Source organism: Bacillus sp. IS1 (assembly GCF_032461585.1).
GTDB classification, from domain to species: Bacteria; Bacillota; Bacilli; order Bacillales; family Bacillaceae; genus Bacillus; species Bacillus velezensis.
Map to the genome: position 1 here is coordinate 1,244,003 of NZ_JAWCWR010000001.1, position 23,517 is coordinate 1,267,519.

Annotated in this window: 32 protein-coding genes and 1 riboswitch; of the genes, 3 read left to right on the forward strand and 29 right to left on the reverse strand. The window is 46.9% G+C overall.

Translation table 11 applies throughout. From position 1 onward, the window contains the following. The first annotated feature begins 48 nt into the window (after window positions 1-48). Entirely contained in the window at window positions 49-138 is a 90-nt protein-coding gene (locus RUW00_RS06035) for a YjcZ family sporulation protein (RefSeq protein ID WP_003153376.1), read from the forward strand. A gap of 87 nt (window positions 139-225) precedes the next feature. Beyond that, window positions 226-747 (forward strand): DUF309 domain-containing protein, encoded by a 522-nt coding sequence (locus tag RUW00_RS06040; protein WP_061862346.1) that lies wholly within the window; start codon window positions 226-228, stop codon window positions 745-747. Between the two features lie 65 nt (window positions 748-812). Here RUW00_RS06040 and ribT read toward each other — a convergent pair whose 3' ends face one another. From ribT to RUW00_RS06085, 9 genes are all read right to left on the reverse strand, one after another. Beyond that, entirely contained in the window at window positions 813-1,187 is a 375-nt protein-coding gene (gene ribT / locus RUW00_RS06045) for a GNAT family N-acetyltransferase RibT (protein WP_003153373.1), read from the reverse strand. Between the two features lie 116 nt (window positions 1,188-1,303). Further along, entirely contained in the window at window positions 1,304-1,768 is a 465-nt protein-coding gene (gene ribH, locus RUW00_RS06050) for a 6,7-dimethyl-8-ribityllumazine synthase (RefSeq protein WP_003153372.1), read from the reverse strand. A gap of 32 nt (window positions 1,769-1,800) precedes the next feature. Continuing rightward, the gene (locus RUW00_RS06055) at window positions 1,801-2,997 is read right to left on the reverse strand and encodes a bifunctional 3,4-dihydroxy-2-butanone-4-phosphate synthase/GTP cyclohydrolase II (protein ID WP_061862347.1); all 1,197 of its coding nucleotides are present in this window, start codon (window positions 2,995-2,997) and stop codon (window positions 1,801-1,803) included. 14 nt (window positions 2,998-3,011) lie between these two features. After that, window positions 3,012-3,659: a riboflavin synthase gene (ribE, locus tag RUW00_RS06060; RefSeq protein WP_007409425.1), complete on the reverse strand. Its 648-nt coding sequence runs from the start codon at window positions 3,657-3,659 to the stop codon at window positions 3,012-3,014. Beyond that, entirely contained in the window at window positions 3,640-4,755 is a 1,116-nt protein-coding gene (gene ribD / locus RUW00_RS06065) for a bifunctional diaminohydroxyphosphoribosylaminopyrimidine deaminase/5-amino-6-(5-phosphoribosylamino)uracil reductase RibD (RefSeq protein WP_061862348.1), read from the reverse strand. The genes ribE and ribD overlap by 20 nt, the downstream gene beginning before the upstream one ends. Window positions 4,756-4,886: 131 nt before the next feature. Then, window positions 4,887-5,033: riboswitch (FMN riboswitch) on the reverse strand. A 119-nt stretch (window positions 5,034-5,152) separates the two neighbouring features. Further along, window positions 5,153-5,497 (reverse strand): hypothetical protein, encoded by a 345-nt coding sequence (locus RUW00_RS06070; protein ID WP_003153366.1) that lies wholly within the window; start codon window positions 5,495-5,497, stop codon window positions 5,153-5,155. A 245-nt stretch (window positions 5,498-5,742) separates the two neighbouring features. Beyond that, on the reverse strand, window positions 5,743-6,318 hold the full coding sequence (gene lepB / locus RUW00_RS06075; protein ID WP_014721447.1) for a signal peptidase I: 576 nt from the start codon (window positions 6,316-6,318) through the stop codon (window positions 5,743-5,745). A 79-nt stretch (window positions 6,319-6,397) separates the two neighbouring features. Beyond that, a complete protein-coding gene (locus RUW00_RS06080) occupies window positions 6,398-6,889 on the reverse strand; it encodes a CcdC protein domain-containing protein (RefSeq protein WP_222893353.1) in 492 nt (163 codons plus the stop codon). A 149-nt stretch (window positions 6,890-7,038) separates the two neighbouring features. Beyond that, window positions 7,039-7,470 (reverse strand): peptidylprolyl isomerase, encoded by a 432-nt coding sequence (locus tag RUW00_RS06085; protein ID WP_003153363.1) that lies wholly within the window; start codon window positions 7,468-7,470, stop codon window positions 7,039-7,041. Window positions 7,471-7,754: 284 nt separating this feature from the next. Here RUW00_RS06085 and RUW00_RS06090 point away from each other — a divergent pair, with 284 nt between their 5' ends. Beyond that, complete coding sequence (locus RUW00_RS06090; RefSeq protein WP_280145287.1) at window positions 7,755-8,654, forward strand: DUF1002 domain-containing protein; 900 nt, start codon at window positions 7,755-7,757, stop codon at window positions 8,652-8,654. A gap of 44 nt (window positions 8,655-8,698) precedes the next feature. On the opposite strand, the gene lysA is transcribed toward RUW00_RS06090, so the two are convergent. The 20 genes from lysA to RUW00_RS06190 all read right to left on the reverse strand — a co-directional run bounded on the left by lysA (window position 8,699) and on the right by RUW00_RS06190 (window position 23,447). Further along, window positions 8,699-10,018 (reverse strand): diaminopimelate decarboxylase, encoded by a 1,320-nt coding sequence (lysA, locus tag RUW00_RS06095; protein WP_012117893.1) that lies wholly within the window; start codon window positions 10,016-10,018, stop codon window positions 8,699-8,701. A gap of 124 nt (window positions 10,019-10,142) precedes the next feature. Next, window positions 10,143-11,624 (reverse strand): spore germination protein, encoded by a 1,482-nt coding sequence (locus tag RUW00_RS06100; protein ID WP_280145288.1) that lies wholly within the window; start codon window positions 11,622-11,624, stop codon window positions 10,143-10,145. Beyond that, window positions 11,578-12,186, reverse strand: a complete 609-nt coding sequence (spoVAEA, locus tag RUW00_RS06105; protein ID WP_280145445.1) for a stage V sporulation protein SpoVABEA — start codon at window positions 12,184-12,186, stop codon at window positions 11,578-11,580. Before spoVAEA ends, RUW00_RS06100 begins: the two co-directional genes overlap by 47 nt. Before the next feature lie 3 nt (window positions 12,187-12,189). Next, a complete protein-coding gene (spoVAE, locus tag RUW00_RS06110) occupies window positions 12,190-12,540 on the reverse strand; it encodes a stage V sporulation protein AE (RefSeq protein WP_007409415.1) in 351 nt (116 codons plus the stop codon). After that, window positions 12,541-13,557: a stage V sporulation protein AD gene (gene spoVAD / locus RUW00_RS06115; RefSeq protein ID WP_280145289.1), complete on the reverse strand. Its 1,017-nt coding sequence runs from the start codon at window positions 13,555-13,557 to the stop codon at window positions 12,541-12,543. An 11-nt stretch (window positions 13,558-13,568) separates the two neighbouring features. Beyond that, window positions 13,569-14,021, reverse strand: coding sequence for a stage V sporulation protein AC (gene spoVAC, locus RUW00_RS06120; protein ID WP_007612334.1), 453 nt, complete (start codon window positions 14,019-14,021; stop codon window positions 13,569-13,571). A 12-nt stretch (window positions 14,022-14,033) separates the two neighbouring features. Then, the gene (locus RUW00_RS06125; RefSeq protein ID WP_014418289.1) at window positions 14,034-14,459 is read right to left on the reverse strand and encodes a stage V sporulation protein AB; all 426 of its coding nucleotides are present in this window, start codon (window positions 14,457-14,459) and stop codon (window positions 14,034-14,036) included. Continuing rightward, complete coding sequence (locus RUW00_RS06130) at window positions 14,449-15,069, reverse strand: stage V sporulation protein AA (protein WP_007409412.1); 621 nt, start codon at window positions 15,067-15,069, stop codon at window positions 14,449-14,451. Before RUW00_RS06130 ends, RUW00_RS06125 begins: the two co-directional genes overlap by 11 nt. Window positions 15,070-15,195: 126 nt before the next feature. Then, on the reverse strand, window positions 15,196-15,963 hold the full coding sequence (gene sigF, locus RUW00_RS06135) for an RNA polymerase sporulation sigma factor SigF (protein ID WP_003153348.1): 768 nt from the start codon (window positions 15,961-15,963) through the stop codon (window positions 15,196-15,198). An 11-nt stretch (window positions 15,964-15,974) separates the two neighbouring features. After that, window positions 15,975-16,415 (reverse strand): anti-sigma F factor, encoded by a 441-nt coding sequence (gene spoIIAB / locus RUW00_RS06140; protein ID WP_003153347.1) that lies wholly within the window; start codon window positions 16,413-16,415, stop codon window positions 15,975-15,977. Beyond that, entirely contained in the window at window positions 16,412-16,765 is a 354-nt protein-coding gene (spoIIAA, locus tag RUW00_RS06145) for an anti-sigma F factor antagonist (RefSeq protein ID WP_007409411.1), read from the reverse strand. The genes spoIIAB and spoIIAA overlap by 4 nt, the downstream gene beginning before the upstream one ends. Before the next feature lie 95 nt (window positions 16,766-16,860). Further along, window positions 16,861-18,030, reverse strand: a complete 1,170-nt coding sequence (locus tag RUW00_RS06150) for a D-alanyl-D-alanine carboxypeptidase family protein (RefSeq protein ID WP_021494259.1) — start codon at window positions 18,028-18,030, stop codon at window positions 16,861-16,863. Between the two features lie 136 nt (window positions 18,031-18,166). After that, window positions 18,167-18,985, reverse strand: coding sequence for a purine-nucleoside phosphorylase (locus RUW00_RS06155; RefSeq protein WP_003153340.1), 819 nt, complete (start codon window positions 18,983-18,985; stop codon window positions 18,167-18,169). An 11-nt stretch (window positions 18,986-18,996) separates the two neighbouring features. Continuing rightward, a complete protein-coding gene (gene deoB / locus RUW00_RS06160; RefSeq protein WP_017418071.1) occupies window positions 18,997-20,181 on the reverse strand; it encodes a phosphopentomutase in 1,185 nt (394 codons plus the stop codon). A 168-nt stretch (window positions 20,182-20,349) separates the two neighbouring features. Beyond that, the gene (gene xerD / locus RUW00_RS06165) at window positions 20,350-21,240 is read right to left on the reverse strand and encodes a site-specific tyrosine recombinase XerD (RefSeq protein ID WP_007612347.1); all 891 of its coding nucleotides are present in this window, start codon (window positions 21,238-21,240) and stop codon (window positions 20,350-20,352) included. 7 nt (window positions 21,241-21,247) lie between these two features. After that, a complete protein-coding gene (locus RUW00_RS06170) occupies window positions 21,248-21,475 on the reverse strand; it encodes a YqzK family protein (protein WP_003153331.1) in 228 nt (75 codons plus the stop codon). Window positions 21,476-21,589: 114 nt separating this feature from the next. Continuing rightward, window positions 21,590-22,039, reverse strand: a complete 450-nt coding sequence (gene fur / locus RUW00_RS06175; protein ID WP_003153330.1) for a ferric iron uptake transcriptional regulator — start codon at window positions 22,037-22,039, stop codon at window positions 21,590-21,592. A gap of 112 nt (window positions 22,040-22,151) precedes the next feature. Next, window positions 22,152-22,796: a stage II sporulation protein M gene (gene spoIIM / locus RUW00_RS06180; protein ID WP_007409404.1), complete on the reverse strand. Its 645-nt coding sequence runs from the start codon at window positions 22,794-22,796 to the stop codon at window positions 22,152-22,154. A gap of 76 nt (window positions 22,797-22,872) precedes the next feature. Beyond that, window positions 22,873-23,100: a hypothetical protein gene (locus tag RUW00_RS06185; RefSeq protein ID WP_029973632.1), complete on the reverse strand. Its 228-nt coding sequence runs from the start codon at window positions 23,098-23,100 to the stop codon at window positions 22,873-22,875. Between the two features lie 56 nt (window positions 23,101-23,156). Next, window positions 23,157-23,447 (reverse strand): hypothetical protein, encoded by a 291-nt coding sequence (locus tag RUW00_RS06190; RefSeq protein WP_003153325.1) that lies wholly within the window; start codon window positions 23,445-23,447, stop codon window positions 23,157-23,159. Between the last annotated feature and the right edge of the window lie 70 nt (window positions 23,448-23,517).

The following is a 23,517-nucleotide window of genomic DNA, read 5'->3' on the forward strand; positions in this document are numbered from 1 at the left end:
CACATATGATAGCCGTGTAAACTTGAAACAAAGGGAGGCTGATTTCACATGAGCGGAGCTTGTTTCGGCGGGGGTTTTGCATTAATTGTCGTTCTGTTTATTTTGCTCGTTGTCGTAGGAGCATCTTACATCTGCTAGTTCCTCAGGCTTCGGACACCAAGCCGCTCTTTTTTCCTTTTCATAACGCTGTGGTACACTGGTTTTAGCATAAAAGGAGGAAGCGGCTTGTATCCTAAAGCTTATATCGGCTTTTTGGCCGAATTTCACGCATCAAGAGATTATTTTGAGTGTCATGAACTGTTAGAGGAATATTGGAAAGAAAGCCCGGCTGAAAAGCGGAGCATTCATTGGGTCGGCCTGATTCAGCTTGCCGTCGCTCTGTATCACCAGCGCAGGGGAAATGAAGCCGGGGCGAAACGGCTGATTGCCAACAGCTTACGTATTCTCCGGTCTGAAAAGCAGGCGGTCTGTTCTCTCGGTCTCAGCCATCCGAAGCTGATTGAGCTGATAGAAACGCTGTCAGACGATATAGAAGCGGGCCTGCCTTACAGAAGTGTTATGCTGCCGATTACAGATGAAGCCCTGAAAGAAGCATGTCTTGCCGAATGCCGCCGAAAGGGCTATACATGGGGGCAAGACGGCGTATCAGATACCTTTCTTATTCATAAACACCGCCTGCGGGACAGGACGGATGTCATTAAGGAACGCGAACGGGAATTTGAGAGAAGAAAAAAAAGCAGAGGCTGACGGTCAGCCCTGCTTTTTCTATATCAAAACAGCTCCCGAAACCGTGAAGATTCCGGGAGCATTTGTCAGTTATTATATGAGATATCCTGATCTTTTTGATGTTGACAGCGTTCAAAAAAGCTTTGCGTTAATTCATTCGGAACGAGTGCCTCCGTTTTGAACAGACGTTTTAAGGCGTCCATCATTTGCTTTCCGATCCCTTGATGGCGGTGAGAAGGATTCACGCTGATATGCCGGATTTCAACTTCTGAGTCCTTTTTTTCGACTCCGATCGCTCCGACGATATCTTCATCCTCTTTCCAAAGAAAGAGCTGGCGGCCAGTATCCGTTTCATAGTCCTTTATTGTCTGCTGAAGCTGCTTGAGATCTTTTTCATTCGGCATAAATGACAGAAGACCCATCGCAATCTTTTCAAACGATTTTTTATAACGAATTAACATAAAAACCCCTCTATATCCAAAATGTCCATTCATGTCCTATCAAACGGATACATAAAGGCGATCCGTTTCCTCACATTATATCATTTTCGCTGCTGTTTTAAACGCTTTTCAACAAATTATTCAAATGAACGGTTTAAATTTGCCATTTCAATGGCAGATACTGCGCAATCCGCTCCCTTATTTCCGGCTTTTGTTCCGGCTCGTTCGATGGCCTGCTCAATGGTTTCAGTCGTCACAATGCCGAAGATAACCGGGACGCCCGTCGCCGTTCCCGCCTGGGCAATGCCTTTTGCCGCTTCATTGCAGACATAGTCATAATGCGTTGTCGCTCCTCTGATAACCGTGCCGAGCGTAATGACGGCATCGTATTTTTTCGTTTCCGCCATTTTCTTTGCCGCAAACGGGATTTCAAACGCTCCCGGCACCCAAGCGACGTCAATGTCGTTTGATTCTACACCGTGGCGAAGCAACGTGTCTTCCGCTCCGCTTAACAGCTTGCTCGTAATAAATTCATTAAATCTGCCGACGACGATTCCGATTTTAAGTCCTGTTCCTACTAGGTTTCCTTGTATGATATTCATATGTTATCCATCCTTTTTTGTGAGATTTGTTTTTAGAAATGAAGCAGATGTCCAAGTTTTTTCATTTTGGTCTGTAAATATTGCTTGTTATGCTCACTCGCTTCCATTTGAAGCGGCACCCGTTCTGAAATGCTGAGACCGTATCCTTCGAGGCCGGCGATTTTCCGGGGGTTGTTGGTTAAAAGTTTCATATGCTGAACCCCTAAGTCGCGGAGAATCTGGGCGCCGATGCCGTAGTTGCGCAGATCAGGCAGAAAGCCGAGCGCTTCGTTCGCTTCAACCGTGTCATACCCTTGTTCCTGCAATCGGTACGCCTTCAGCTTATTGATTAAACCAATTCCTCTGCCTTCCTGTCGCAAATACAATAGAACGCCGCGGCCTTCTTCAGCAATTTGCGCAAGCGCGGCATGAAGCTGAGGTCCGCAATCACAGCGATGGGATGCAAACACATCGCCCGTCAGGCATTCTGAGTGCACTCTGACAAGAACGGGTTCGCTGTTAAACGGGACATCCCCCATGACAAAGGCGAGATGTTCTTTTCCGTCAACCTCGTTTGTATATCCGTAAACTCTAAACGTGCCGAAGTCAGTCGGCAGCGTAATATCAACTTCTCTGTTCACAAGTGTCGTAATGTTGTAACGGTACTCTATTAAGTCTTTTATCGTAATCATTTTCAGATGGTGGCGTTCGGCGATTTCGGCTAACTCCGGCACTCTGGCCATTGTGCCGTCTTCATTCATAATTTCACAAATGACGCCCGCTCCCTGAGATCCGCAGGCTTTTGCAAGGTCAACGGCTGCTTCCGTATGGCCGGCCCGCTTCAGGACGCCTCCTTTTTTTGCGATTAAGGGGAAAATGTGGCCCGGACGCTGAAAATCGTCAGACACAGATTCTTCGTTCAACAGCGCCTGAATGGTAAAGGATCGTTCCTGCGCGCTGATGCCCGTTTTTGTCAGCCTGTGGTCAATACTGACCGTAAACGCGGTCTCATGTGAGTCCGTATTATGATCGACCATCGGGTGAAGATCCAGCCGGCCGGCGATGTCTTCAGACAGCGGCGTGCAGATCAGGCCTCTCCCATGGGTCGCCATAAAATTAACCACTTCCGGCGTGGCATGCTCAGCCAGCGCTACGAAATCTCCTTCGTTTTCTCTGTCTTCATCATCGACAACAATGATGACTTCACCTTTTTTCAGCGCCTCTAACGCCTCTTCTATCGGATGAAACATATCGATCTTCCTTTCTAAAAGCCGTTCTCGCTTAAAAAGGCTTCCGTGATAGTTTGATTGCTTTTCGTTTGTTCTGTTTTGTGCAAAAAGCGGTATAAGTATTTGCCGATCATGTCACACTCAATATTTACGGTCGATCCGACTGTTTTCGTCTGAAAAATCGTTTCTGAGATGGTATGCGGAATGATGGATACCGTTACGCTTTCGTCTGATAGACCGAAAATCGTCAGACTCACGCCGTCTACCGTAATTGAACCTTTCAATACGAGCGTTTTTGTCAATTCCGGCGAAAGTTTTAAATCGTAATAGACCGCGTTGCTTTTTTTCTCGATCCGCGTAATTTCCGCCGTTCCGTCCACATGCCCTGATACAAAGTGGCCGCCGAACCGTCCGTTGGCGGACATCGCTCTTTCCAGGTTTACTTTACTGCCTTTTGACAAGCCGTTCAGCGAAGTGGCTTTCACTGTTTCCGGCATGACATCAACCGTAAATTGATTGTCAGAAAATCCGGTTACGGTCAGGCAGATGCCGTTTACCGCAATGCTGTCGCCAAGCTTCACATCACTTGTCACTTTTGAAGCGGCGATGGTTAATGCCATGGAAAGGCCTGTCTTTTTGATTGCTTGGATCGTGCCTGTTTCTTCAACGATTCCTGTAAACATCGTCACCATCCTTTCCATCTTTAGGTATGGCCGTCAGTTTTATATCCGGCCCGATTTGGGTGATTTGTGTGAATTGTAAATGGGGGACATCTTTCATTGATTGAAAACCTTCACCGGAGATCAAGCTGGGAGCAAGCGTTCCTCCGATTAATTTAGGGGCGAAATAGAAATGAAGCTCTTGAAAACAGCCTTCCTTGACAAAACTTCCGTGTACGGATGCTCCGCCTTCCACATAAACGGACATTATGCCGTTTTCAGCGAGAATGCTGAGCACCTCAGGGACGTGAATGCGGTCTGTTTCCAGCGGAATAACTTTTATTCCGAGTGCGGTCAGCCGGTCTTTCTTTTGCACGTCTGCATCTTTGGCCGTAAATATCCATGTCGGCGCAGCACCGTCAGTGAGCACATTTGCCGTTTCAGGAATGGTCAGCTTTGTATCGAGAATCACTCTGACCGGCTGCTTCACTGCATCAGGAAGCCTGCAGGTCAGGCTCGGATTATCGGCTTTGACTGTGCCTGCTCCGACAAGAATGCTTTGATGCGATTTCCTGTATTGCTGGGCATCAAGCCTTGCCGCCTCTGATGTAATCCATTTGCTGTCACCGGTTTCAGTCGCTGTTTTCCCGTCAAGGCTCGCGGCCGCTTTCAAGGTGACATACGGAAGTCCGGTCCGCATGAAGTGAAGAAACATTTTATTCAGCTCTTCTGCCTGCTGCCTGAGAAGTCCGGTTTTCACTTCGATGCCCGCTGCTTCCAGCATTCCGATGCCTTTTCCGGCTACAAGCGGATTCGGATCTTTCACAGCGATGAACACCCTTTTTATCCCCGACTTTATTATCAGTTCGGCGCATGGCGGTGTTTTTCCGTAATGGCTGCAAGGCTCCAGCGTCACATACAAATCGGCGCCTTTTGCGTGTCTGCCGGCCATATGAATCGCGTGAACCTCGGCATGCGCTTCTCCGTATTGCAAATGGGCGCCCATTCCGACGATCTGTCCGTTTTTGACGACGACAGCGCCGACAAGAGGATTGGACTGTGTCTGTCCTTCACCGCGTCTGGCAAGTTCTATTGCCGTATTCATATAATATTCTTCCATCGTTATCCCTCCCTTCTTCCACGCAATTTGGCGTCAAAAAAGCCCCGAATGTTTACACAGTTCGGGGCTTTGCCAGTTTTAATCCATAGGAAATAAGACTATACAGTAAGTTTATTTTTTGCATAGCTTCTCTCATCCTTCTCCCATCCAGACTTTCACTGTCGGCTTCAGCTTTTCACTGAATCCACCGTATACAGATGCATACGGGTCACGGGCTGTAAAGCGCAAAGCGCCTTATTACCGCCGGTCGGGATTTTCACCCAGCCCCGAAGGATACAATCAATATTTTTTTGTCCTTATCCGCTATTATAACATCCTTTGCGGCAGGCGCAATGAATTTGCACCTAATTATTCAGAAAAATAAAAAGCGCCCTTTTCCCATAAAAGGCGCCTTTATTTATTCGTTCACTTTGACGACCTTCAATAAGCCGTCAATCCGGTTTGATTTGCTGAAATACGCTTTAATTTTATCTCCCTTTTTCACATCGGAGAGATCCTGCTTCAGCTTGTCGCCGTTAAAAATAATTTTTGTGCCGTTTGCTGCCGTACCGTGGTACTCAGTTCCTTCGATTTTCGTAATTTTATATGTTTTGACTGTATATTCTTCTTTTTCCTGGGACAGGGTTTGTCCGATTGCAGTCGGCACGTCTTTCAGTTCAATATCGTTTATGACCATATAACCGCCCGCCAATAACAGCAGCAGTACAAGTAAAATGGCTGCTTTTGTTTTAATTCTTCCCATTTTTCTACCTCCAGCCCGTATCAATCTATTCATTATAATGTCATATTCCTTTTTTTCATGAATAGAAAACCGTTCTTCCCTGCGTGAGTTATTCATATAACGTTTCATAAAGGGAAGATGTTTCATGTATCTGTAAAACTTTCTATCTATTAAATAGATATACGAATTTATGTTCTGTTTTTGAGGGTGGAAAGATAAATTTATATAAAAAAGCAGTTTTCTTATAAGAAAACTGCCTGTACGGTTTATTTCGTCTTGCGAATTTCGTTAAACGGGAAGAAGACGAATTTTGATGTGCCCGCTATTTGTTTTTTCGTAAAAAGACCGAGGCCGTTGCGGCTGTCCATAGATTCTCTGCGGTTATCACCCATGACGAAATATTTGTCGTCCGGCACTTTCACCGGGCCGAAGTCTTCCGTCAGCCGGTCATAGCCGTCTTGCTTCGCTTTTTTCTTGTTTGCCGCTAAATACGGTTCGGACACTTTTTTGCCGTTGATATACAGCTGATCGTTTTTCATTTGCACCGTGTCGCCGGGAAGTCCGATAATCCGTTTGACATAGTGTTCATTTTCTCCGTTCAGAACGACGATCTGGCCGCGTTTGAAGTCGCTTATGTATTTGACCGTCATATTGACAAAGATTCTCTCGCGGTCATGCAGCGTCGGATCCATTGATCTTCCATCAACGAGATAAGGGGCAAATAAAAAGTTTCGGATGAGCAGTGCCAGAACGACAGCGATGATAATGGCTTTCGCCCAATCAAGTACGGCGCTTTTTTTAGAAGTTTTTTCTTTTTCTGATTTCAAGTGATTTCCTCCCATTAGCCATGGTCGTTTTTATTTTACCATGAATCCCTGTACAGAGGGCAAATAAGCCCCGCACCCCATCCATTTTTTCATTTTATAAGCCGGATCTGCTGATTTTACGGTATTTCACAAAGCTTCCGATCCGCCAAATGCACAAATACACAAAAGCAAGTTCCATCGTTAAAACGGCGAATTCCGCCGCGTCAATGTTTTTGAAATATTGGCTGAGCACGATGCGGATCGCAATAATCGCGAGAATGACATATTTAAAGTTTTTATTCCGCTTGGAGTAGACAAAGCCGTCTTCCCGGATTTCATAGGCGGTTTGCGACAGCATGATGACACCGAATACCGCGCCTAACAGTCCGGCGATGGCGAGCTCCCAAAGAGCGGGAAAATGAAACGGCTTTCCTGGGATATTCATGAGCTGGCTGATGCTGAATGTAAAAATGACGGCGATAATCAAAAGCGGGAGAATGATGCCGAAGCCGCCGCCTTTAATCGGCCTGTTTCCCTTTTTCACCCTGAACCAAATCATAAGTGCGAGAATGATAATGACAAATAAAACGGTTGCCAATTGAACCAACGTTTCTACCTCTTTTCATTGTTGTAATCGGTCTTTTTCACTATACCAGAATGATCGCCGATGTTCATATATGTATTTTTTCATGATTTACACATGAGAATTTTCATATACATAAAAAAACCCGCCTGAAAAAGGCGGGTTTTACGTCATTATCCTTCTACACGGATTTCTTTCATTTTGTCTCCGTTAGACATGTTTTTCGCATGCTCTAAACCGCTTGTCACTTTTCCGAATACAGTATGAACGCCATTTAAATGCGGCTGCGGCTCATGTACGATGAAGAATTGGCTTGAACCCGTGTCTTTACCGGCATGCGCCATTGATAAAGAACCGGCTTCGTGCTTATGCGGATTGCCTTCTGTTTCACATTTGATCGTTTTTCCGCTTCCGCCCATGCCTGTCCCAGTCGGATCTCCGCCTTGGCTGACAAAGCCCGGAATCACGCGGTGGAAAATAACGCCGTCATAAAAGCCCGTATTCGCCAGGTTTTCAAAGTTAGCGACTGTATTAGGCGCTTCATTCGGATAAAGTTCAAATTCGATTCTGCTGCCGTTTTCCATTTCGATGTAACCAGTTTTCATTCTCATTCCTACTTCCGTATTGTTTTTTGTCAAAGCCTTCTTCAATATGAATTTCAATTGTAAGCCGGCTTTCTTTTTGATATTCTTTTGAAGGAAGAGGCCTCTGCTCTTCTTTTCGCGGCTATTATACCACACCTTCAGCCGGAAAACGAATCTCCCCGCTTCCGCAGAAAGAAAATGAAACCAGAACAGCTTCACAGCCGTCTATGTATCGGAACTGCTTCACGCAGGCCCTCACAAACCGCTTCAAAACGGCATTTGTGAAAAGAAGGAGGTTAACCGCTTTGAAAAAAATGTGGATTGGATTGCTGGCGGCGGCCGTTGTATTGTGCACAATACCGAAAATCAGCCTGGCCGATGCCGCAGTCGGAGATGTCATCGTCACACTGGGGGCGGATCTGTCAAACGAAAACCGTCAGAAAGTGCTTGACGAATTAAATGTCCCTGATAACGCGACAAAAGTGACGGTCACGAATAAAGAAGAACATGAATATCTGGGAAAATATATATCGAATGCCCAAATCGGCACAAGAGCCATCTCTTCATCATCCATCACGGTGGCAAAGAAAGGGTCCGGGCTTGACGTTAAGACCCATAATATCGATTCCATCACGGATGAAATGTACTTAAACGCCCTGATGACAGCAGGAGTGAAAGATGCGAAAGTATACGTGACGGCGCCGTTTGAGGTATCAGGCACCGCAGCATTAACGGGAATCATCAAGGCATATGAAGTCTCATCAGACAAAGCGATTTCAGAAGATGTAAAACAGGTTGCCAACCAAGAGCTTGTCACCACTTCAAATCTCGGGGATAAAATCGGCGATAAAAACGCCTCCGCGCTCATCGCAAACATTAAAGATGATTTCGCGAAAAACGGTGTGCCCGATACAAAAGAAGGAATCGAGAAAAAGGTCGATGATGCGGCTTCAAACCTTAACATTACACTGACTGACGCTCAAAAAGACCAGCTCGTTTCATTGTTTAATAAAATGAAAAACGCCAAGATTGATTGGGGCCAAGTCGGCAGCCAGCTCGATAAGGCAAAAGACAAAATCACGAAGTTCATTCAATCCGATGAAGGCAAAGGCTTTGTTCAAAAAGTCATTGATTTCTTCGCTTCGATTTGGAATGCGATCGTGTCTGTATTTACAGGAGACAGCGGATCAAGTTCTAACAGCTGAATGCAAAAAGAGACCGGACGCCATTGTTCCGGTCTCTTTTTTATTTATTGTTTGACCCCCGTCTTAAACGGCAGATCCAGTTTTACAATGTCTTCATAAGTTTCCCTTCTAATGACAAGATGCGCTTCGCCGTCTTCCACAAAAACGACGGCGGGACGCGGAATGCGGTTGTAGTTGTTAGCCATGCTGTATCCGTACGCTCCCGTGCAGAAAACGGCGAGAAGATCGCCTTCTTTCACTTCCGGAAGGTCTATATCCCAAATGAGCATATCACCGCTTTCACAGCACTTGCCCGCGATGGATACCGTTTTATCGTGGTGTTCTCCGATTCTGTTTGCCGATACGGCTTCATATTTCGCCTGATACAGCGCAGGACGGATATTATCGCTCATGCCCCCGTCAACCGCTGCATATTTACGGGTGCCGGGCACTTCTTTTTGCGAACCGATGGTATAAAGCGTCGTTCCGGCGTCTCCGACGAGCGAGCGTCCCGGTTCAATCCAGATCTCCGGAATGTCAAAAGCGTGCAGCGCTGCGTTTTCTTTTACCGCTTCGATAATTTTTTCCACATAAACGGCGGGATGAAGAGGTTCATCCTCCTCCGTGTAGCGGATGCCGAAGCCTCCCCCTAAATTCAGCACTTCAGAGACAAAGCCGAATGATTCTCTCCATTCATTCAGTTTTGCGAAGATTTTTTCTGCGGCCAGCACAAAGCCCGCCGTATCAAAAATTTGCGATCCGATGTGGCAGTGAACGCCGAGAAGGCGGATATGGTCCGACTGTAATACTTGTTCAATCGCCTTTTCTATTTGCCCGTTATGCAGATCAAAACCGAATTTGGAATCTTCCTGTCCCGTCGTAATATAATCATGCGTATGCGCCTCTACCCCCGGAGTGATCCGCAGAAGCACATCCATTGTGCGCCCTGATTTGCGGCACAGTTCCGCGAGTAAGGAGATTTCATAAAAATTATCAACGACGATGCAGCCGATTTGATGATCGAGCGCCATTTTCAACTCTTCTTCGCTTTTGTTATTGCCGTGAAAATGAATCCTGTCAGCCGGAAAACCAGCCGCAACCGCCGTAAACAGCTCTCCGCCGGATACAACGTCCAATGAGAGCCCCTCCTGCTCAGCGAGCTGTATCATCGCAACGGAAGAAAACGCCTTGCTCGCGTACGCGACCTGCGCCTTTAAATCCGCGTCAATGAATGCCTGTTTAAAGCTTTTAGCGCGCTCACGTATTAAAGCCACATCGTAAACATAAAGAGGCGTGCCGTAATGCTCCGCTAAATACAGCGCGTCCACACCCCCGATTTCCAAATGACCTAGTTTGTTTTGTCTGCTTGTGCCATGTAAGAACAATGCTCATTCCCTCTTTCTGATCCGCATATGGGTGAAAAGGACAGCTTCTTTTGAGCTGTCCTTATACAAGTCCCGTATAAGTTAAGACATACAATATCATAATCTTCTGTCGGTTTCAATGCGATTATGAACCGCTTGGCTGTCTTTGACGGTCTTTCGGGTGAACAATGCTCGGTCTGACTTTCGCTCCCGGCACTGTCGTCCGGACGAGCACCTGCCACAGCGCCTTGCCGTTAAACGGTAAAAACGGCCATAAATACGGCGTATGAAACGAGCGGATATTCGCCATTATGATCAGCAGCAATGTAAAACCTATCACAAAGCCTTTCACTTGGAAAATGGCCACGAGCACCATTAAGATGAGGCGTATCATTTTATTGGCGAGGCTGAGCTCATAGCTCGGGGTCGTAAATGATCCGATGGCGGCGATCGATACGTACAGAATCACTTCTGCTGAAAACAGCCCCACCGCTATGGCGATTTGACCGATCAGCACCGCCGCAATCAGACCCATGGCGGTGGATAAAGCGGTCGGCGTATGGATCGCGGCCATCCTGAGAAACTCAATCCCCAAATCGGCCAAAAAGATTTGCAGAATGATCGGGATATGCGTATTTTTATTTAAACCGATAAAATCCAATCTTTCAGGCAGAAGAGACGGTTCGAGAACAAAGAGGAACCAGATCGGAAGCAGAACAGTTGAAGCGATAATACCGAAGAACCTGATCCATCTTAAAAATGTTCCCACTGAAGGCGCCTGCCTGTATTCTTCCGCATGCTGAACATGGTGAAAAATCGTGGTCGGCGTTATGATCACGCTCGGTGACGTATCAACGACGATGATGACGTGCCCTTCTAAAATGTGATTGGCGGCCACATCCGGCCGCTCCGTGTATCTGACCATCGGAAACGGGTTGTAGCCCTGTTTGACGATGAATTCCTCCACCGTTTTATCAGCCATCGTCAATCCGTCAATGTCAATCGCATTCACTTCGTTTTCGACGATGCTGACAAGGTCCGGGTCCGCGATGTCTTCTATATACACAATGGCAAGATCGGTCTTAGAGCGCTCGCCGACTTTCGTAATTTTGACGCGGAGCCTTTCGTCCCTGATTCGTCTTCTGATCAATGCTGTATTAATGACGATATTTTCGATAAAACCGTCTCTTGCCCCGCGGACGACCTTTTCCGTATCCGGTTCTTCAGGTGTGCGTCCGGGGTAACTTCTGACGTCGACGACGAAAGCGAAGCCCGCGTCTTCAACGATAACGGCCACAAGTCCGGAAAGCACCTGATCCGTTGCTTCGTCGAGCGTTTTGACTTTTTGGACCTGCTGATTGACAAGCCTGTTTTCAACAACGTCAATCGCTTCATCCGCATTCTCGTCATAATTATTGACGTCGACGAGCTGTTCCATTAAATGAATGATAAATAAAGTATCGGTTAATCCGTTGACAAAGTAAATCTGGACTTCCCTGTCTAATACTCGAACTTTGCGGACGCCGACATCATAGCTCGTTCCCATACCGACGCGGTCTTTAAAAAATTGTTCATTTTTTCTAGGATCCCGGTACACCTTGATCATGTTTTCCGGTTTTTCCGGCATGGCTTTCGCTCCTTTCTAAAATGAATTCGACCGCCTTCATCGTAATCGGCGAGCCTTTGGATATGTCATCTTTTCTCCCCATCTTTCCTATGTCGCCGATGCCCACAATGAGGGGAACGTCCAAATTATCCAGACAATACACCGTATCTCCGTTCATTCTGTGCTCGTCCATTTCTCTCATTCCAGTTTTATCGACGCCAAACTCCGTCACTTCTCCATCACGGTCAATGGAGACATCGACTTTCGTCCATTCAGCCTGATGGGTCTTAGAAGCGACCGCAATCACCCCCAGCACTTCAATGTCCTGATGTGAGGCGACATATTTCAGCGCCGTTTCGCCCGGCCCTTCCCCTTGCAGGCCTGAATCGTCAAACATGACAAACACCGGGTCATTCGGCGCGGCTTTAATCAGCTGAACAAGTTCGGGGCCGCTTCTCGTTGACGGATTGCCTTTTGATTGGGAAATACACCGTCCGCCTGCTTTTTCCGCGGCATATTCAATTGTTTTGGCGGCGTATACGTCCCCGTCTGTCACAAGAATGACCTTCCGTTTCGTCATCAGGCATTATCCTTTCGGTTTAAAAATAACGGCTACAAGAAATGCGAATAAAATCGCTGAAGATATACCGGCGGAAGTAAGTTCAAAAATCCCCATGGCGATCCCGATAAATCCATGCTCGTGAGCTTGATGCATGGCGCCGTGCAATAAGCTGTGACCGAAGCTGACGATGGGAACCGTCGCGCCCGCGCCCGCGAATTCGATAAATTTGTCATATATTCCGAACCCATCTAACAAGGCGCCGATGACGACAAAAGTTGTCATTACATGGGCGGGTGTCAGTTTAAAAATGTCAAGCAGCAGCTGACCGATAATGCATATGATTCCCCCGCAAACAAAAGCCAACAGATATTCCATTTATGATGCACCTCCCGCCCGCTCAAATACCACACCGTGCGCGATTGTCGGAATGGTTTCCTTCTGCTGGATCATTGTCGGACTTAAAAGCGCTCCTGTCGCGACAACGAGTACCCTGTTTAGAGTCCCTGCTTTTAATTGATTAAAAATATGTGTGTACGTAACAAGCGCGGAGCAGGCGCAGCCGCTTCCTCCCGCAAACACCTGCTGGTCCGGCGTATAGATGAGAAGACCGCAGTCATCGTGTTTCGTTCCCACGGGATAGCCTTCTTCTTTGAGCAAATCTTTCACGATCGGCGAGCCGACGCCTGAAAGGTCACCCGTCAAAATCAGATCATAATCATCCGCCGTGCGGTTTAAGTCCTGCAGGTGCTGTTTGATTGTGTCGGCAGCGGCGGGCGCCATGGCGGATCCCATATCGAACGGGTCTGTAATTCCGAGGTCGCTTACTTTTCCCACTGTTGCGCTTGTAATCTGGATATCAGAAGGGTTTTGGCTGATGATGACCGCCCCGCCCCCCGTGACTGTTGAAGTGGCGGTATCCGGTTTTTGCCCGCCATACTCCGTCGGATTGCGGAATTGCCGTTCTGCCGTCGCGTTATGGCTGCTCGTGGCTGCGATCGCCCGGTTCGCAAAACCGCCGTCAATGAGCGCGGATGCGACGGCAATCGTTTCCATTGATGTCGAACAGGCGCCGAACAGACAGAGGAACGGAATTTTCAGATGTCTGGCGACGTAGTTGGCGGTCACATTTTGATTTAAAAGATCCCCCGCGAGCAACAAATCAATATCGCTCTTTTTCAAATTCTGTTTTTGCAAAGCGGAGTTGATGGCATCTTCCATTAACTGACGTTCCGCCATTTCCCAGTTTTTCTGATTGCAATGCATTTCATCGTATGTCTTATCAAACAGCGAACCGAGCGGGCCGTCTTTTTCTTTCGGTCCGGCTGCCGTCCCCGCCGCATTTACAAATAACGGGTTTTCAAATACCCAGGTTTGCTTTCCGGTCAATTTCATTTTTTCTCCTCCTACGAAAACAGTTTTTCACAGGCAAACCGTATCAGGCCTACGATATAGGCTGCCACGACGCCGAATACAATGACGTTTCCCGCCAATTTAAACATGTTTGTCGCTACTCCGAGCACGAGTCCTTCACTTCTGTGTTCCAGAGCCGCGCTTGTCATACTGTTTGCAAAACCCGTCACCGGCACGGCTGAACCCGCTCCGGCAAACTGCCCGAGTCTGTCATAAATGCCGAATCCGGTCAAAAGGGCGGAAATTAAAATAAGAGTGGCGGACGTCGGGTTGCCCGCTGTTTTTTCATTAAAATTAAAAAAGTGGATGTAAAAGTCTTGAAGAGCCTGCCCGATCAGACAGATCAAACCGCCGATCAGAAAGGCTTTGACGCAATTCCAAACATATGGCGGTTTCGGCTGATAGTCTTTCACTTTTGTTTTGTAATTTTCTTTTAAGTTTGTCACGTCGGTTCCTCCTTATGAATGATGGATAAAATACAGCCAATGAAATAAAGAGCCGGCTATTTTGCCGAACACAATGGCCATCAGCAATATGATGATTTTGCTGCCGAAGCCGATCCGTTTGGCAAGAATGGGAAGCACATTCAGCACTTCTGTAAGCGCGGCGGCCAGCATGCCGACAAACATGCCGGCCAAAAGCCCGACCGGAACGGCCAGCCATTCAGATAAAAAAAAATGATTCATATTTAAGGTTTCCCAGCCGCCGAACACAGCTCCTGAAATAACAGCTCCTTCGTAGGCCTGTACAAAGCGCATTGTTTTTGTCAGCTGCATAAGGCGGGGGACGATTCCCATAACGGTTAAAAAAGCCACAAAGCCTGCCCCCACGGTCAGCCCTCCGCCAAGCCCGACAAACATAACGAAAAGAATGCTAACGATCATGCAGATCTTTCATCGTCTCTTCATTTTCGTGCATTGCGACATAATGATCGAGATCAAGCTGATAATTAAACATCTCGACTTCCAGCGGGCTTGGCTCTTCATTCAGGCGTTTTTTGAAGATGTGATTAAAAAAGACGATCATACCGAGACCGAGGCCGATGCTGTATGGAATCTGAAGCAGATACGGGTATTCATTCCGTTCGCCCGTTATGATTTCATATAAGGCGATATGAACTTCTCTCATACTGACATCTTCATGAAAATTCATAATGGCAAGACATGAACCGATAAAAAGCAGGAGCCAGACACCGACGAACAAAACGGCTGACAGCTGCTTTTTCTGGTAATGGATTTCCACTATCGTTTCAGCGCCGCCGACAGTCTGTACATCAAGCGCAGGAAAAGCGGTATGAATGGTTTTCAGCACTTTTATGATGTCCAGCACGACGATATTTTTGTCTTTTTTCGTGACCTTATACAGCGGCAGTGCCGACAGTTTTTTTTTCAGCTTTTGCTGTCCCGCGATCTGCGCGGCGTCGCCGATTGTGATGATATCTCCGGTATGAGCCTTCACGCGGTGGCGAAGTCTGAGAAATATTCGTCTTTCCATCTTGCATCACCATCTTTCGGGTGGTTATATATGTAGTATGTGGTTCACTTTTGTTCTCATTCATCAGCGGCAAAAGACCATAAATTACCACCGATGCACAAATAAAAAAAGCCGGCCCGTAAAAGGTCAGCTTTCCGTATGATCCATCTGCACTTTAATCTGCTTTAATATTTTTTTCTCCAGCCTCGATACCTGGACTTGGGAAATCCCGAGCCGTTCGGCTACTTCCGACTGTGTCTGATCTTTATAATATCTCAGATAGACAATGAGTTTTTCCCGTTCTTCCAAATCACTGATCGCTTCCTTGAGGGCGATTTTGTCAAACCACTTCTCTTCTGAATGATCGGCGATCTGATCAAGCAGGGTGATCGGGTCTCCGTCATTTTCATACACGGTCTCATGAATGGATGAAGGCGCCCGCACCGCTTCCTGCGCAAGCACCACATCCTCCGCATCAATTTCTAAATGGTCCGCGATTTCCTGAACGGTCGGCACTCTTCCGTATGTTTTTGACAGTTCATCTTTCGCCCGGCGTATTTTATTGCCGAGCTCTTTTAAAGATCTTGATACTTTGACGGTTCCGTCATCGCGGATGAAGCGCTGGATTTCTCCGATAATCATCGGCACGGCATAAGTTGAAAAACGGACATCATAGGACAAATCGAATTTATCAACGGATTTTAACAATCCGATACAGCCGATCTGAAACAGATCGTCCGGCTCATAGCCTCTGTTTAAGAACCTTTGAACGACGGACCACACAAGACGCATGTTTTTTTCTATGAGGAGGTCTCTTGCCTGCTGGTCGCCCTCTTGGCTCTTTTTGATCAATTCTTTGACTTCATGGTCCTTGAGCTGCGCGTTTTTGCTGTTTTTCTTAACCTCCACATCCATAACAAATCTCCTTAATTACAAAGCGCTTTGCTTTTTGATAGGTGTTTTGTTAAGCGTATCGTCGTTCCCATCTCCGGCGAGGAATCAATCGTGACATCATCCATGAAGTTTTCCATAATGGTAAAGCCCATTCCGGAGCGCTCAAGCTCGGGTTTTGTCGTAAAGAGCGGCTGGCGCGCTTCCTCAAGATCCGTGATCCCGAGGCCTTCGTCACGTATGGTCAGATAGACGACATGATCCTCCAGCGTAACGGAGATGTACACCTTTCCGTCGCAGTTTTCTTCATAGCCGTGGATGATCGCGTTTGTTACCGCTTCTGATACGACGGTCTTGATTTCCGTCAGCTCATCCATCGTCGGGTCGAGCTGTGCGATAAAAGAAGCAACTGTTACGCGCGCAAACGATTCGTTCTGACTGAGGGCTGAAAATTCAAGATGCATCTCGTTTTTCATGATGCCACCCCCAACGTTAAAAGCGCTTTTTGTTCTGATTGTTCGAACCTGATGATTTTAAACAGGCCGGACATGTCAAACAGACGTCTCACCGCGGGCGAAATCGCGCACACGACCATTTCTCCGCCGAGCTGTTTAATTTGTTTATAACGCCCTAAAATCACGCCGAGGCCGGAGCTGTCCATGAAGGTAAGATCTTCAAGGTTCAGCACGATGTGACGGATGCCGTCAGCCTCCAGCGATTCAGTAACCTTTTGTTTTAATGATTCTGCCGTATGATGGTCGAGTTCACCTGTTAATCGAATACAAAGCACGGATTCTTTGACATGAAAGTCAATTCCAAGGCTCATGCTCATTCCTCCTTGATATGATCGGATAATGAGTGTTTCGATTTTCGGGAAAGCAATTCCTTCACTATGACAAAACTAGTGCCCGTTCGCCACGATTATTTAAATTTTGTCCAATCCCCCATCGTGCGCTTCAGAAAAGTGAGAAAACCCGCTTTTTCCATGTCGTCTTTTGCCGTGACCGGGCTTTCAACGAGCACCTTTCCGTCTTTTTTCAGAACGAGGCTGCCGAGCACCTCTCCTTTTTTAACCGGAGCCGTTACATTGCCGTTGATTTTCACTTCTTTTTTTACTTTGTCCATGTTCTCTCCCTTTTTGGCCAGAAGAGAAATCGGCTCAGATGTGGTCAGCTTAACCAGTTTCTGTTTTCCTTTTTTTACTTTTACCGTTCCGACGATTTGATCCCGTTTGTACAGCGGGTGTGTTTTGAACTGGCTGAAGGCGTAATCAAGCATTTTGGTCACTTGGGCGTTTCTTTCTTTCGGAGTGCTGGCTCCGAAAACGACAGCAATGACCCTCATATTTCCTTTTTTAGCGGTGGCGGTTAAACAATACTTCGCTTCGCCTGTAAAGCCCGTCTTCACGCCGTCTACACCCGGATAAAATTTGATCAGCCGGTTTGTATTGACGAGCCAGAACTTTTTGTCTGTATTTTCTCTTAAATAATCCTCATACGTTCCCGTAAATTGAGTGATTTTATCATACTTTAATAATTCCTTCGCCATTTTCGCCATGTCATAAGCAGAGCTGTAATGGTCTTTTTCAGGCAGTCCCGTCGGGTTTTTGAAGGAGGTATCTTTCAATCCCAATTCTTTTGCTTTTTTGTTCATCCGGCTGACGAAATCCTCTTCTGAACCGGCGATATACTCCGCCATTGCGACAGATGCGTCATTTCCGGAAGCTATCGCAATTCCTTTGAGCATTTCTTTTACCGTCATTTCTTCTCCGGGTTCAAGGAAAATCTGTGATCCGCCCATGGACGCGGCATGTTCACTCGTCCTGACTTTATCGCTCATCTTTATTTTCCCTTTGTCAAGCGCTTCCATGATTAAAAGCATGGTCATGATTTTTGTCATGCTTGCCGGCGCCAGACGCTCCCGGCTGTTCTTGTTATAAAGAATGCTTCCCGTATCGCGTTCAATCAGCACGGCGCTTTTGGCTTCATGAGCGAGCTCCGATGTATGTTTTCCGTCCGGCTTTGCAAAAGCGGACGGTGCTGATGCCGTTAATAAAATGCCAATCAACAAAGTGGATATAAGACGTTTCATCTCCAAAGCCCTCCATTTCATAATCCTTTTTATTTTTTCCAAATCCGGTGGTTTTATACGCCTCATCTGGAAAATGTTTCGTGTTGAGGGCATAAAAAAACAGCTGCTTCCGAAGAAACAGCTGACTTATGCTGACTTATTTTTGAGATCGTGCGACTACGGCTTTTACAAGCTTCAAAAAGCCGCCTTTTACTTTTTCCGTCATTTCCATTACTTCTTCATGGGATAACGGCTGGTCAAGAATACCTGCCGCTGCGTTGGAAATGCATGAGATGCCGAGCACGCGCATCCCCGCGTGGTTGGCGACGATGACTTCCGGCACGGTCGACATGCCGACAGCGTCAGAACCCATCGTTCTTAAAAACCGAACCTCAGCAGGCGTTTCGTAAGACGGCCCCGTAACAGCTGTATACACCCCTTTTTGAACAGGAATGCCCAGCTCATCGGCCGTTTTTTCAGCCAAGCTTGACAGCTCTTTGTCATAGGCTTCTGACATGTCCGGGAATCTCGCTCCGAATTCAGCTTCGTTCGGCCCGATTAACGGGTTGGTGCCCGTAAAGTTGATGTGGTCTGTAATGATCATCAGATCGCCGGCGCGGAATTCAGTGTTGATACCGCCGGCTGCGTTCGTCACGACAAGAGATTCAACGCCGAGCGCCTTCATCACGCGGACGGGAAATGTGACCTGATCCATTGAGTAGCCTTCATAGTAATGAAAGCGGCCCTGCATCGCGATGACCTGCACGCCTTCAAGCGTTCCCATCACAAGCTGGCCGGCATGGCCTTCTACCGTTGAGACCGGAAAATCAGGGATCGTTTCATATGTAAGCTTGACAGCTCCTTCAATTTCATCGGCCAATACGCCGAGCCCTGACCCTAAAATCAGACCGATCTTTGGTGTTTCTTTCACGTGTTCTTTAATAAATGCAGCAGCACGTTCGATCTTTTGTTTCAAAAAAAGTCCCCCTACTGTAATCTTGATAAAAAGCTTTTTCCGTATTCCGGCTTTTCCGTTCTGAAATTATCCGCAATGGTTGCGCCGATATCGGCAAATGTATCCGCAAGCGGCAGCTGTTCAGTGTGTTTGTGCTTTTTGCTGTACACAAGAAGCGGCACATACTCCCGCGTGTGATCTGTGCCGTGATGGACAGGATCATTGCCATGATCCGCAGTGATGATAAGCAGATCGTCTTCTTTCATTTTCTCAAACACTTCCGGAAGCCTCGCGTCGAATTCCTCGAGCGCTTTTCCGTACCCTTCCGGATCGCGGCGATGTCCGTACAGCGCGTCAAAATCAACGAGGTTGGCAAAGCTCAGGCCCGTAAACTCTTCACCGAGCGTTTCAATCACTTTGTCCATGCCGTCCATATTAGATACCGTGCGGCGGGAAGATGTAATGCCTTCTCCGTCATAAATATCAGAAATTTTGCCGATGGAAATGACGTCTAATCCGCTGTCTTTCATTCCGTTCATTACCGTGCGGCCGAACGGTTTGAGCGCATAATCATGACGGTTCGGCGTGCGTTTGAAGCTGCCCGGTTCTCCGACGAACGGTCTTGCGATAATCCGGCCGACCATGTACTTCGGATCAAGCGTCAGTTCTCTTGCCGTTTCACAGATGCTGTACAGCTCGTCAAGCGGAACGACATCTTCGTGAGCCGCAATCTGCAGCACGGAATCTGCTGATGTATAAACGATCAGCGCACCCGTTTCCATATGTTCTTTTCCGAGCTCGTCCAGAATCGCCGTGCCTGAAGCCGGCTTATTTCCGATGATTTTCCGTCCTGAACGCCGCTCAAGTTCCTGAAGAAGTTCATCCGGAAATCCTTCCGGGAACACTTTAAACGGTTTTTCAATGTAGAGGCCCATAATCTCCCAGTGCCCCGTCATCGTATCTTTCCCGTTTGACGCCTCCTGCATTTTTCCGTAGTACGCAAGAGGGTGCTCCGTTTTTTCCACGCCCTTAATGTCTCCAATCAGTCCGAGACCGAGCTGCGCCATATGGGGCATATGTAAGCCGTTCATGTGCTCTGCGATGTGTCCGAGCGTATTTGCGCCTATATCATTAAAATCGGCGGCGTCCGGCGCTTCACCGATTCCGACAGAATCCATTACGATCAAAAATACCCGGTTATATTTGTATTCAGACATCATAAAAGCCTCCTTTTCTTCCATCTGTCCATTGTAGCTTACAGAGGTCAGACAACTCAAGTATAAACCGTTTACATTCTTGTTGACAATGCCGATTCAAATAATTAGAACCTTCTCTGTATTCCGCCAATCCGGCAAAAAAAGCCGCGGCCCCTCTGGCAGCGGCTCCTAAGCGCGCGGATGATACTGTTTGTACACGTCCTTCAGCCTTGTTTTCGTCACATGCGTATAAATTTGCGTCGTGGAAATATCGGCATGTCCGAGCATCTCCTGCACGGCGCGCAGATCCGCCCCGTTTTCGAGCAGGTGCGTTGCAAAGGAGTGCCGGAGCGTGTGCGGTGTCAGCTCTTTTTTAATCCCCGCTTCAAGCGCGATTTTTTTCAAGTTTTTCCAGAATCCCTGACGGCTGATCTGCCTGCCGTGATGATTCAGAAAAAGCGCTTCGGTTACGTTTTTCTTTAATAATTTCCCTCTGGCTTTTTCAATGTACGCTTCTATCGCATGAGAAGCGGCTTCACCAATCGGCACAATCCGCTCTTTCCGCCCTTTTCCGAAGCAGCGGACAAATCCCATCGTCAAATGGACGTCGGATAATTTCAGCTCGATCATCTCGCTGACCCTGATGCCGGTCGCGTACAGCAGTTCAAGCATGGCTTTATCCCTGAGACCGAACGGGCTGTCAAGCTTAGGCGTGTCCAATAACCGCTCAACTTCGTGAAGCGCCAATACTTTCGGAAGCGTCCGCTCTGTTTTTTGTGTTTCAATATGTACCGAAGGATCTTTATCCGCGGCTTTTTCCCTTAACAGAAATTGATGAAAAGACCGGATCGACGCCAAATGCCTCGCAGACGTCTTGCCGGATTTCCCGGAGTCCTTTATATGCTTTAAATATTGAATAATATGAAGACGGGTCACATCATTCCATGAAGTGATCTGAAGGCTTTCAGTTAAGAAGAGAGAATAACTTTTCAGATCACGCTCATAGGACATCATCGTATTTTGGGACAGCCCTCTTTCAACCCTCACATAATGGATGAAATCCTTAATTTGATCCTTCACTCTCGATCTACTCCCCGTTTTGGTAAAAAAAGATCAATCGGCCGAACCAGCCGTCTTTCTCCTCATGTTCCGTTTTGGCCACTTTGACGGCGGAGCCTTCCGGTTTATCGTACCGATGATAGTTTTCATACTCTGAATTCACCCATATCATAGCATAATAGAACAGCGCGGTAAAACCTGTGAACAGTATAAACACTTTGATCGTATCCGCGGCTGTTTTTAAGAATCTGCCCATCTTTCGATCGACCCTTTCTTTGGCGGCTGTTAGTACACCTTATGCCAATTTCAAAGGCTTTTATACATAAAAACAGCAAAAAACCCTTTCCTGGCAGAAAAGGTTCGTAGGCTTTTACTCTGTTTCATCCCCGCGGCAGCGGTGGCAGATTCCGTGAAAAGTCAATCTATGATCTTTAATTTTAAATTTCCAATCACGTTCAATCACTTCTTCAACGTCTTCAAGCAGATCTTCTTCAATTTCATCGACGGCTCCGCACTCCATGCACACCAAATGGTGATGAAAGTGAGCCGCGCCTTCTTTGCGAAGGTCGTAGCGGGATACGCCGTCCCCGAAGTTAATTTTATCAACGACTTTTAATTCTGTTAATAATTCTAATGTACGGTATACTGTAGCGAGACCAATTTCAGGAGATTTCTCTTTTACGAGGAGGTATACATCTTCTGCGCTTAAATGGTCTTCTTCGTTTTCAAGCAGCACTCTTACCGTTGCTTCCCGCTGTGGCGTAAGCTTGTAGCTTGACGAGTGCAGCTGCTTTTTAATTCGATCAATACGGTTTTCCATGTCTTTCCCTCCTACGCCGCATTCCATGACTCATTATAACAAAATACGCGCAGAGTTCCAACTATAATTATTATAAACTGATAAATAAAAGTATTATTTTGTGATAATCATTCTAAAATATGCGTGATGACAGCTTTTCCATAAACAGCGGAGACACGTACGCTTCGAGCAGCGAAGCGATGACCGAGAAGAAAACGATGAGAATCAGCACGAAGGCGTAGCGTCCGAACCATTGGATCGGCGCGTCATGAAGGCTGCGTTTGACAAACAGCTGCCGGATCAGTTTCAGTGAAAAAGCGATGGAGCATGTCCCCATGATAAGATATGCCGGAATGAGAACGATGTTTTGCGGCAGAACCGAAATAAATGACAGGAAAAACCCGTTCATCCCCATTTGATTCACTAAAAAACCGACCGTGAAGCCGACGACGATTCCTTTCAAAAACACCATAATGAAAATAACCGGAAGACCGATCACGGAAATACCGAGAATCCACATCAGCCCCAAATATTTTACATCATGAAAGACGGCCTGCCAAAACATTTCTGAAGCGCCGGCATGTTTTCCGTCAGACAGCTGTCCGAAAAACTTGCTTAAATAGTAATACAGATCTTCTTTCTGCGTGATGGTCATGCTGTTGACGATGATCGCCCCGAAAATGACCCCCATCAAAAACAAGACAAACACAAATATATAAAGTGACAGATGATCCTTTACATGGCGAAAAAACAGTTCTTTGTACGATTGTTTTCTCATACCGCTTTCCTCCCGCTAATCTATTGACTTGATTTAGTAGATTGTATGAAAGAAAAGAGAAAACATGACAGAGAAATCATAGAAAGGTGCGAGATTCCGGCATAAAAAAAGAACCCCCGTCATCACTCCGGTGATCATAGGGGTTCCTTTTTTTATGCTTTATTCTTTCAAGCCTGTCTTTTTTGGTTTTCGTCACTCTTTCATGGGTGCTGAAAGACGGCGCCGTCCCCCTTGACAGGACTGCGTCACGCATCCCGTTTCTTTTGAGATGCTCCCGCATTTTTTTCGTTTTGCTCTTCGCCATGTGCCAATCACTCCTTTTTCCCTTTTCTTTATCATAACAAAAAAATCCAGATGTGTTCATGAATACGGCTCATGTTTCGACCGGTAAGCGCGCAGAGACGTTTTGGCAGATGAATAGCTCCCCATTGCGGCGTATCCGTAAAAAAACCCCATAAAAATCCCCGCATACACGTGTTCATGATGACCGAAAACGATAGACACAACATTTCCGGCAGCAAGGGCAATCGTGGGAACGAATATGCCCGGAACCCGGCAGAACACTTTGATCAGCTGTGTAACGCATAAGACGACCGGCACGCCGATCACAGCATCCCAAATATTTGTATGGATCAGCGGAAAATAATCCACATTGACACCTCTTTTTTCCGTCTTTTGCTATCTGTTAGCCTGCCTAAGAATTCCGCTTCCTATTCATGAA

Coding starts and splice junctions, on each gene's coding strand:
- spoVAD (WP_280145289.1), bottom strand. CDS start 13,557: ATGAAATTGACCGGAAAGCAAACCTGGGTATTTGAAAACCCGTTATTT.
- spoIIAA (WP_007409411.1), bottom strand. CDS start 16,765: ATGAGCCTTGGAATTGACTTTCATGTCAAAGAATCCGTGCTTTGTATT.
- RUW00_RS06130 (WP_007409412.1), bottom strand. CDS start 15,069: ATGGAAAGACGAATATTTCTCAGACTTCGCCACCGCGTGAAGGCTCAT.
- deoB (WP_017418071.1), bottom strand. CDS start 20,181: ATGTCTGAATACAAATATAACCGGGTATTTTTGATCGTAATGGATTCT.
- spoVAE (WP_007409415.1), bottom strand. CDS start 12,540: ATGGAATATCTGTTGGCTTTTGTTTGCGGGGGAATCATATGCATTATC.
- RUW00_RS06170 (WP_003153331.1), bottom strand. CDS start 21,475: ATGGGCAGATTCTTAAAAACAGCCGCGGATACGATCAAAGTGTTTATA.
- ribE (WP_007409425.1), bottom strand. CDS start 3,659: ATGTTTACAGGAATCGTTGAAGAAACAGGCACGATCCAAGCAATCAAA.
- RUW00_RS06185 (WP_029973632.1), bottom strand. CDS start 23,100: ATGGCGAAGAGCAAAACGAAAAAAATGCGGGAGCATCTCAAAAGAAAC.
- RUW00_RS06150 (WP_021494259.1), bottom strand. CDS start 18,030: ATGAAACGTCTTATATCCACTTTGTTGATTGGCATTTTATTAACGGCA.
- ribH (WP_003153372.1), bottom strand. CDS start 1,768: ATGAATATCATACAAGGAAACCTAGTAGGAACAGGACTTAAAATCGGA.
- spoIIAB (WP_003153347.1), bottom strand. CDS start 16,415: ATGAAAAACGAGATGCATCTTGAATTTTCAGCCCTCAGTCAGAACGAA.
- RUW00_RS06055 (WP_061862347.1), bottom strand. CDS start 2,997: ATGTTTCATCCGATAGAAGAGGCGTTAGAGGCGCTGAAAAAAGGTGAA.
- ribD (WP_061862348.1), bottom strand. CDS start 4,755: ATGGAAGAATATTATATGAATACGGCAATAGAACTTGCCAGACGCGGT.
- spoIIM (WP_007409404.1), bottom strand. CDS start 22,796: ATGAGAAAACAATCGTACAAAGAACTGTTTTTTCGCCATGTAAAGGAT.
- RUW00_RS06035 (WP_003153376.1), top strand. CDS start 49: ATGAGCGGAGCTTGTTTCGGCGGGGGTTTTGCATTAATTGTCGTTCTG.
- RUW00_RS06070 (WP_003153366.1), bottom strand. CDS start 5,497: ATGGGAAGAATTAAAACAAAAGCAGCCATTTTACTTGTACTGCTGCTG.
- ribT (WP_003153373.1), bottom strand. CDS start 1,187: ATGTTAATTCGTTATAAAAAATCGTTTGAAAAGATTGCGATGGGTCTT.
- RUW00_RS06100 (WP_280145288.1), bottom strand. CDS start 11,624: ATGCCGGAAAAACCGGAAAACATGATCAAGGTGTACCGGGATCCTAGA.
- sigF (WP_003153348.1), bottom strand. CDS start 15,963: ATGGATGTGGAGGTTAAGAAAAACAGCAAAAACGCGCAGCTCAAGGAC.
- fur (WP_003153330.1), bottom strand. CDS start 22,039: ATGGAAAACCGTATTGATCGAATTAAAAAGCAGCTGCACTCGTCAAGC.
- RUW00_RS06125 (WP_014418289.1), bottom strand. CDS start 14,459: ATGATCGTTAGCATTCTTTTCGTTATGTTTGTCGGGCTTGGCGGAGGG.
- lepB (WP_014721447.1), bottom strand. CDS start 6,318: ATGGGAGGAAATCACTTGAAATCAGAAAAAGAAAAAACTTCTAAAAAA.
- RUW00_RS06085 (WP_003153363.1), bottom strand. CDS start 7,470: ATGAAAACTGGTTACATCGAAATGGAAAACGGCAGCAGAATCGAATTT.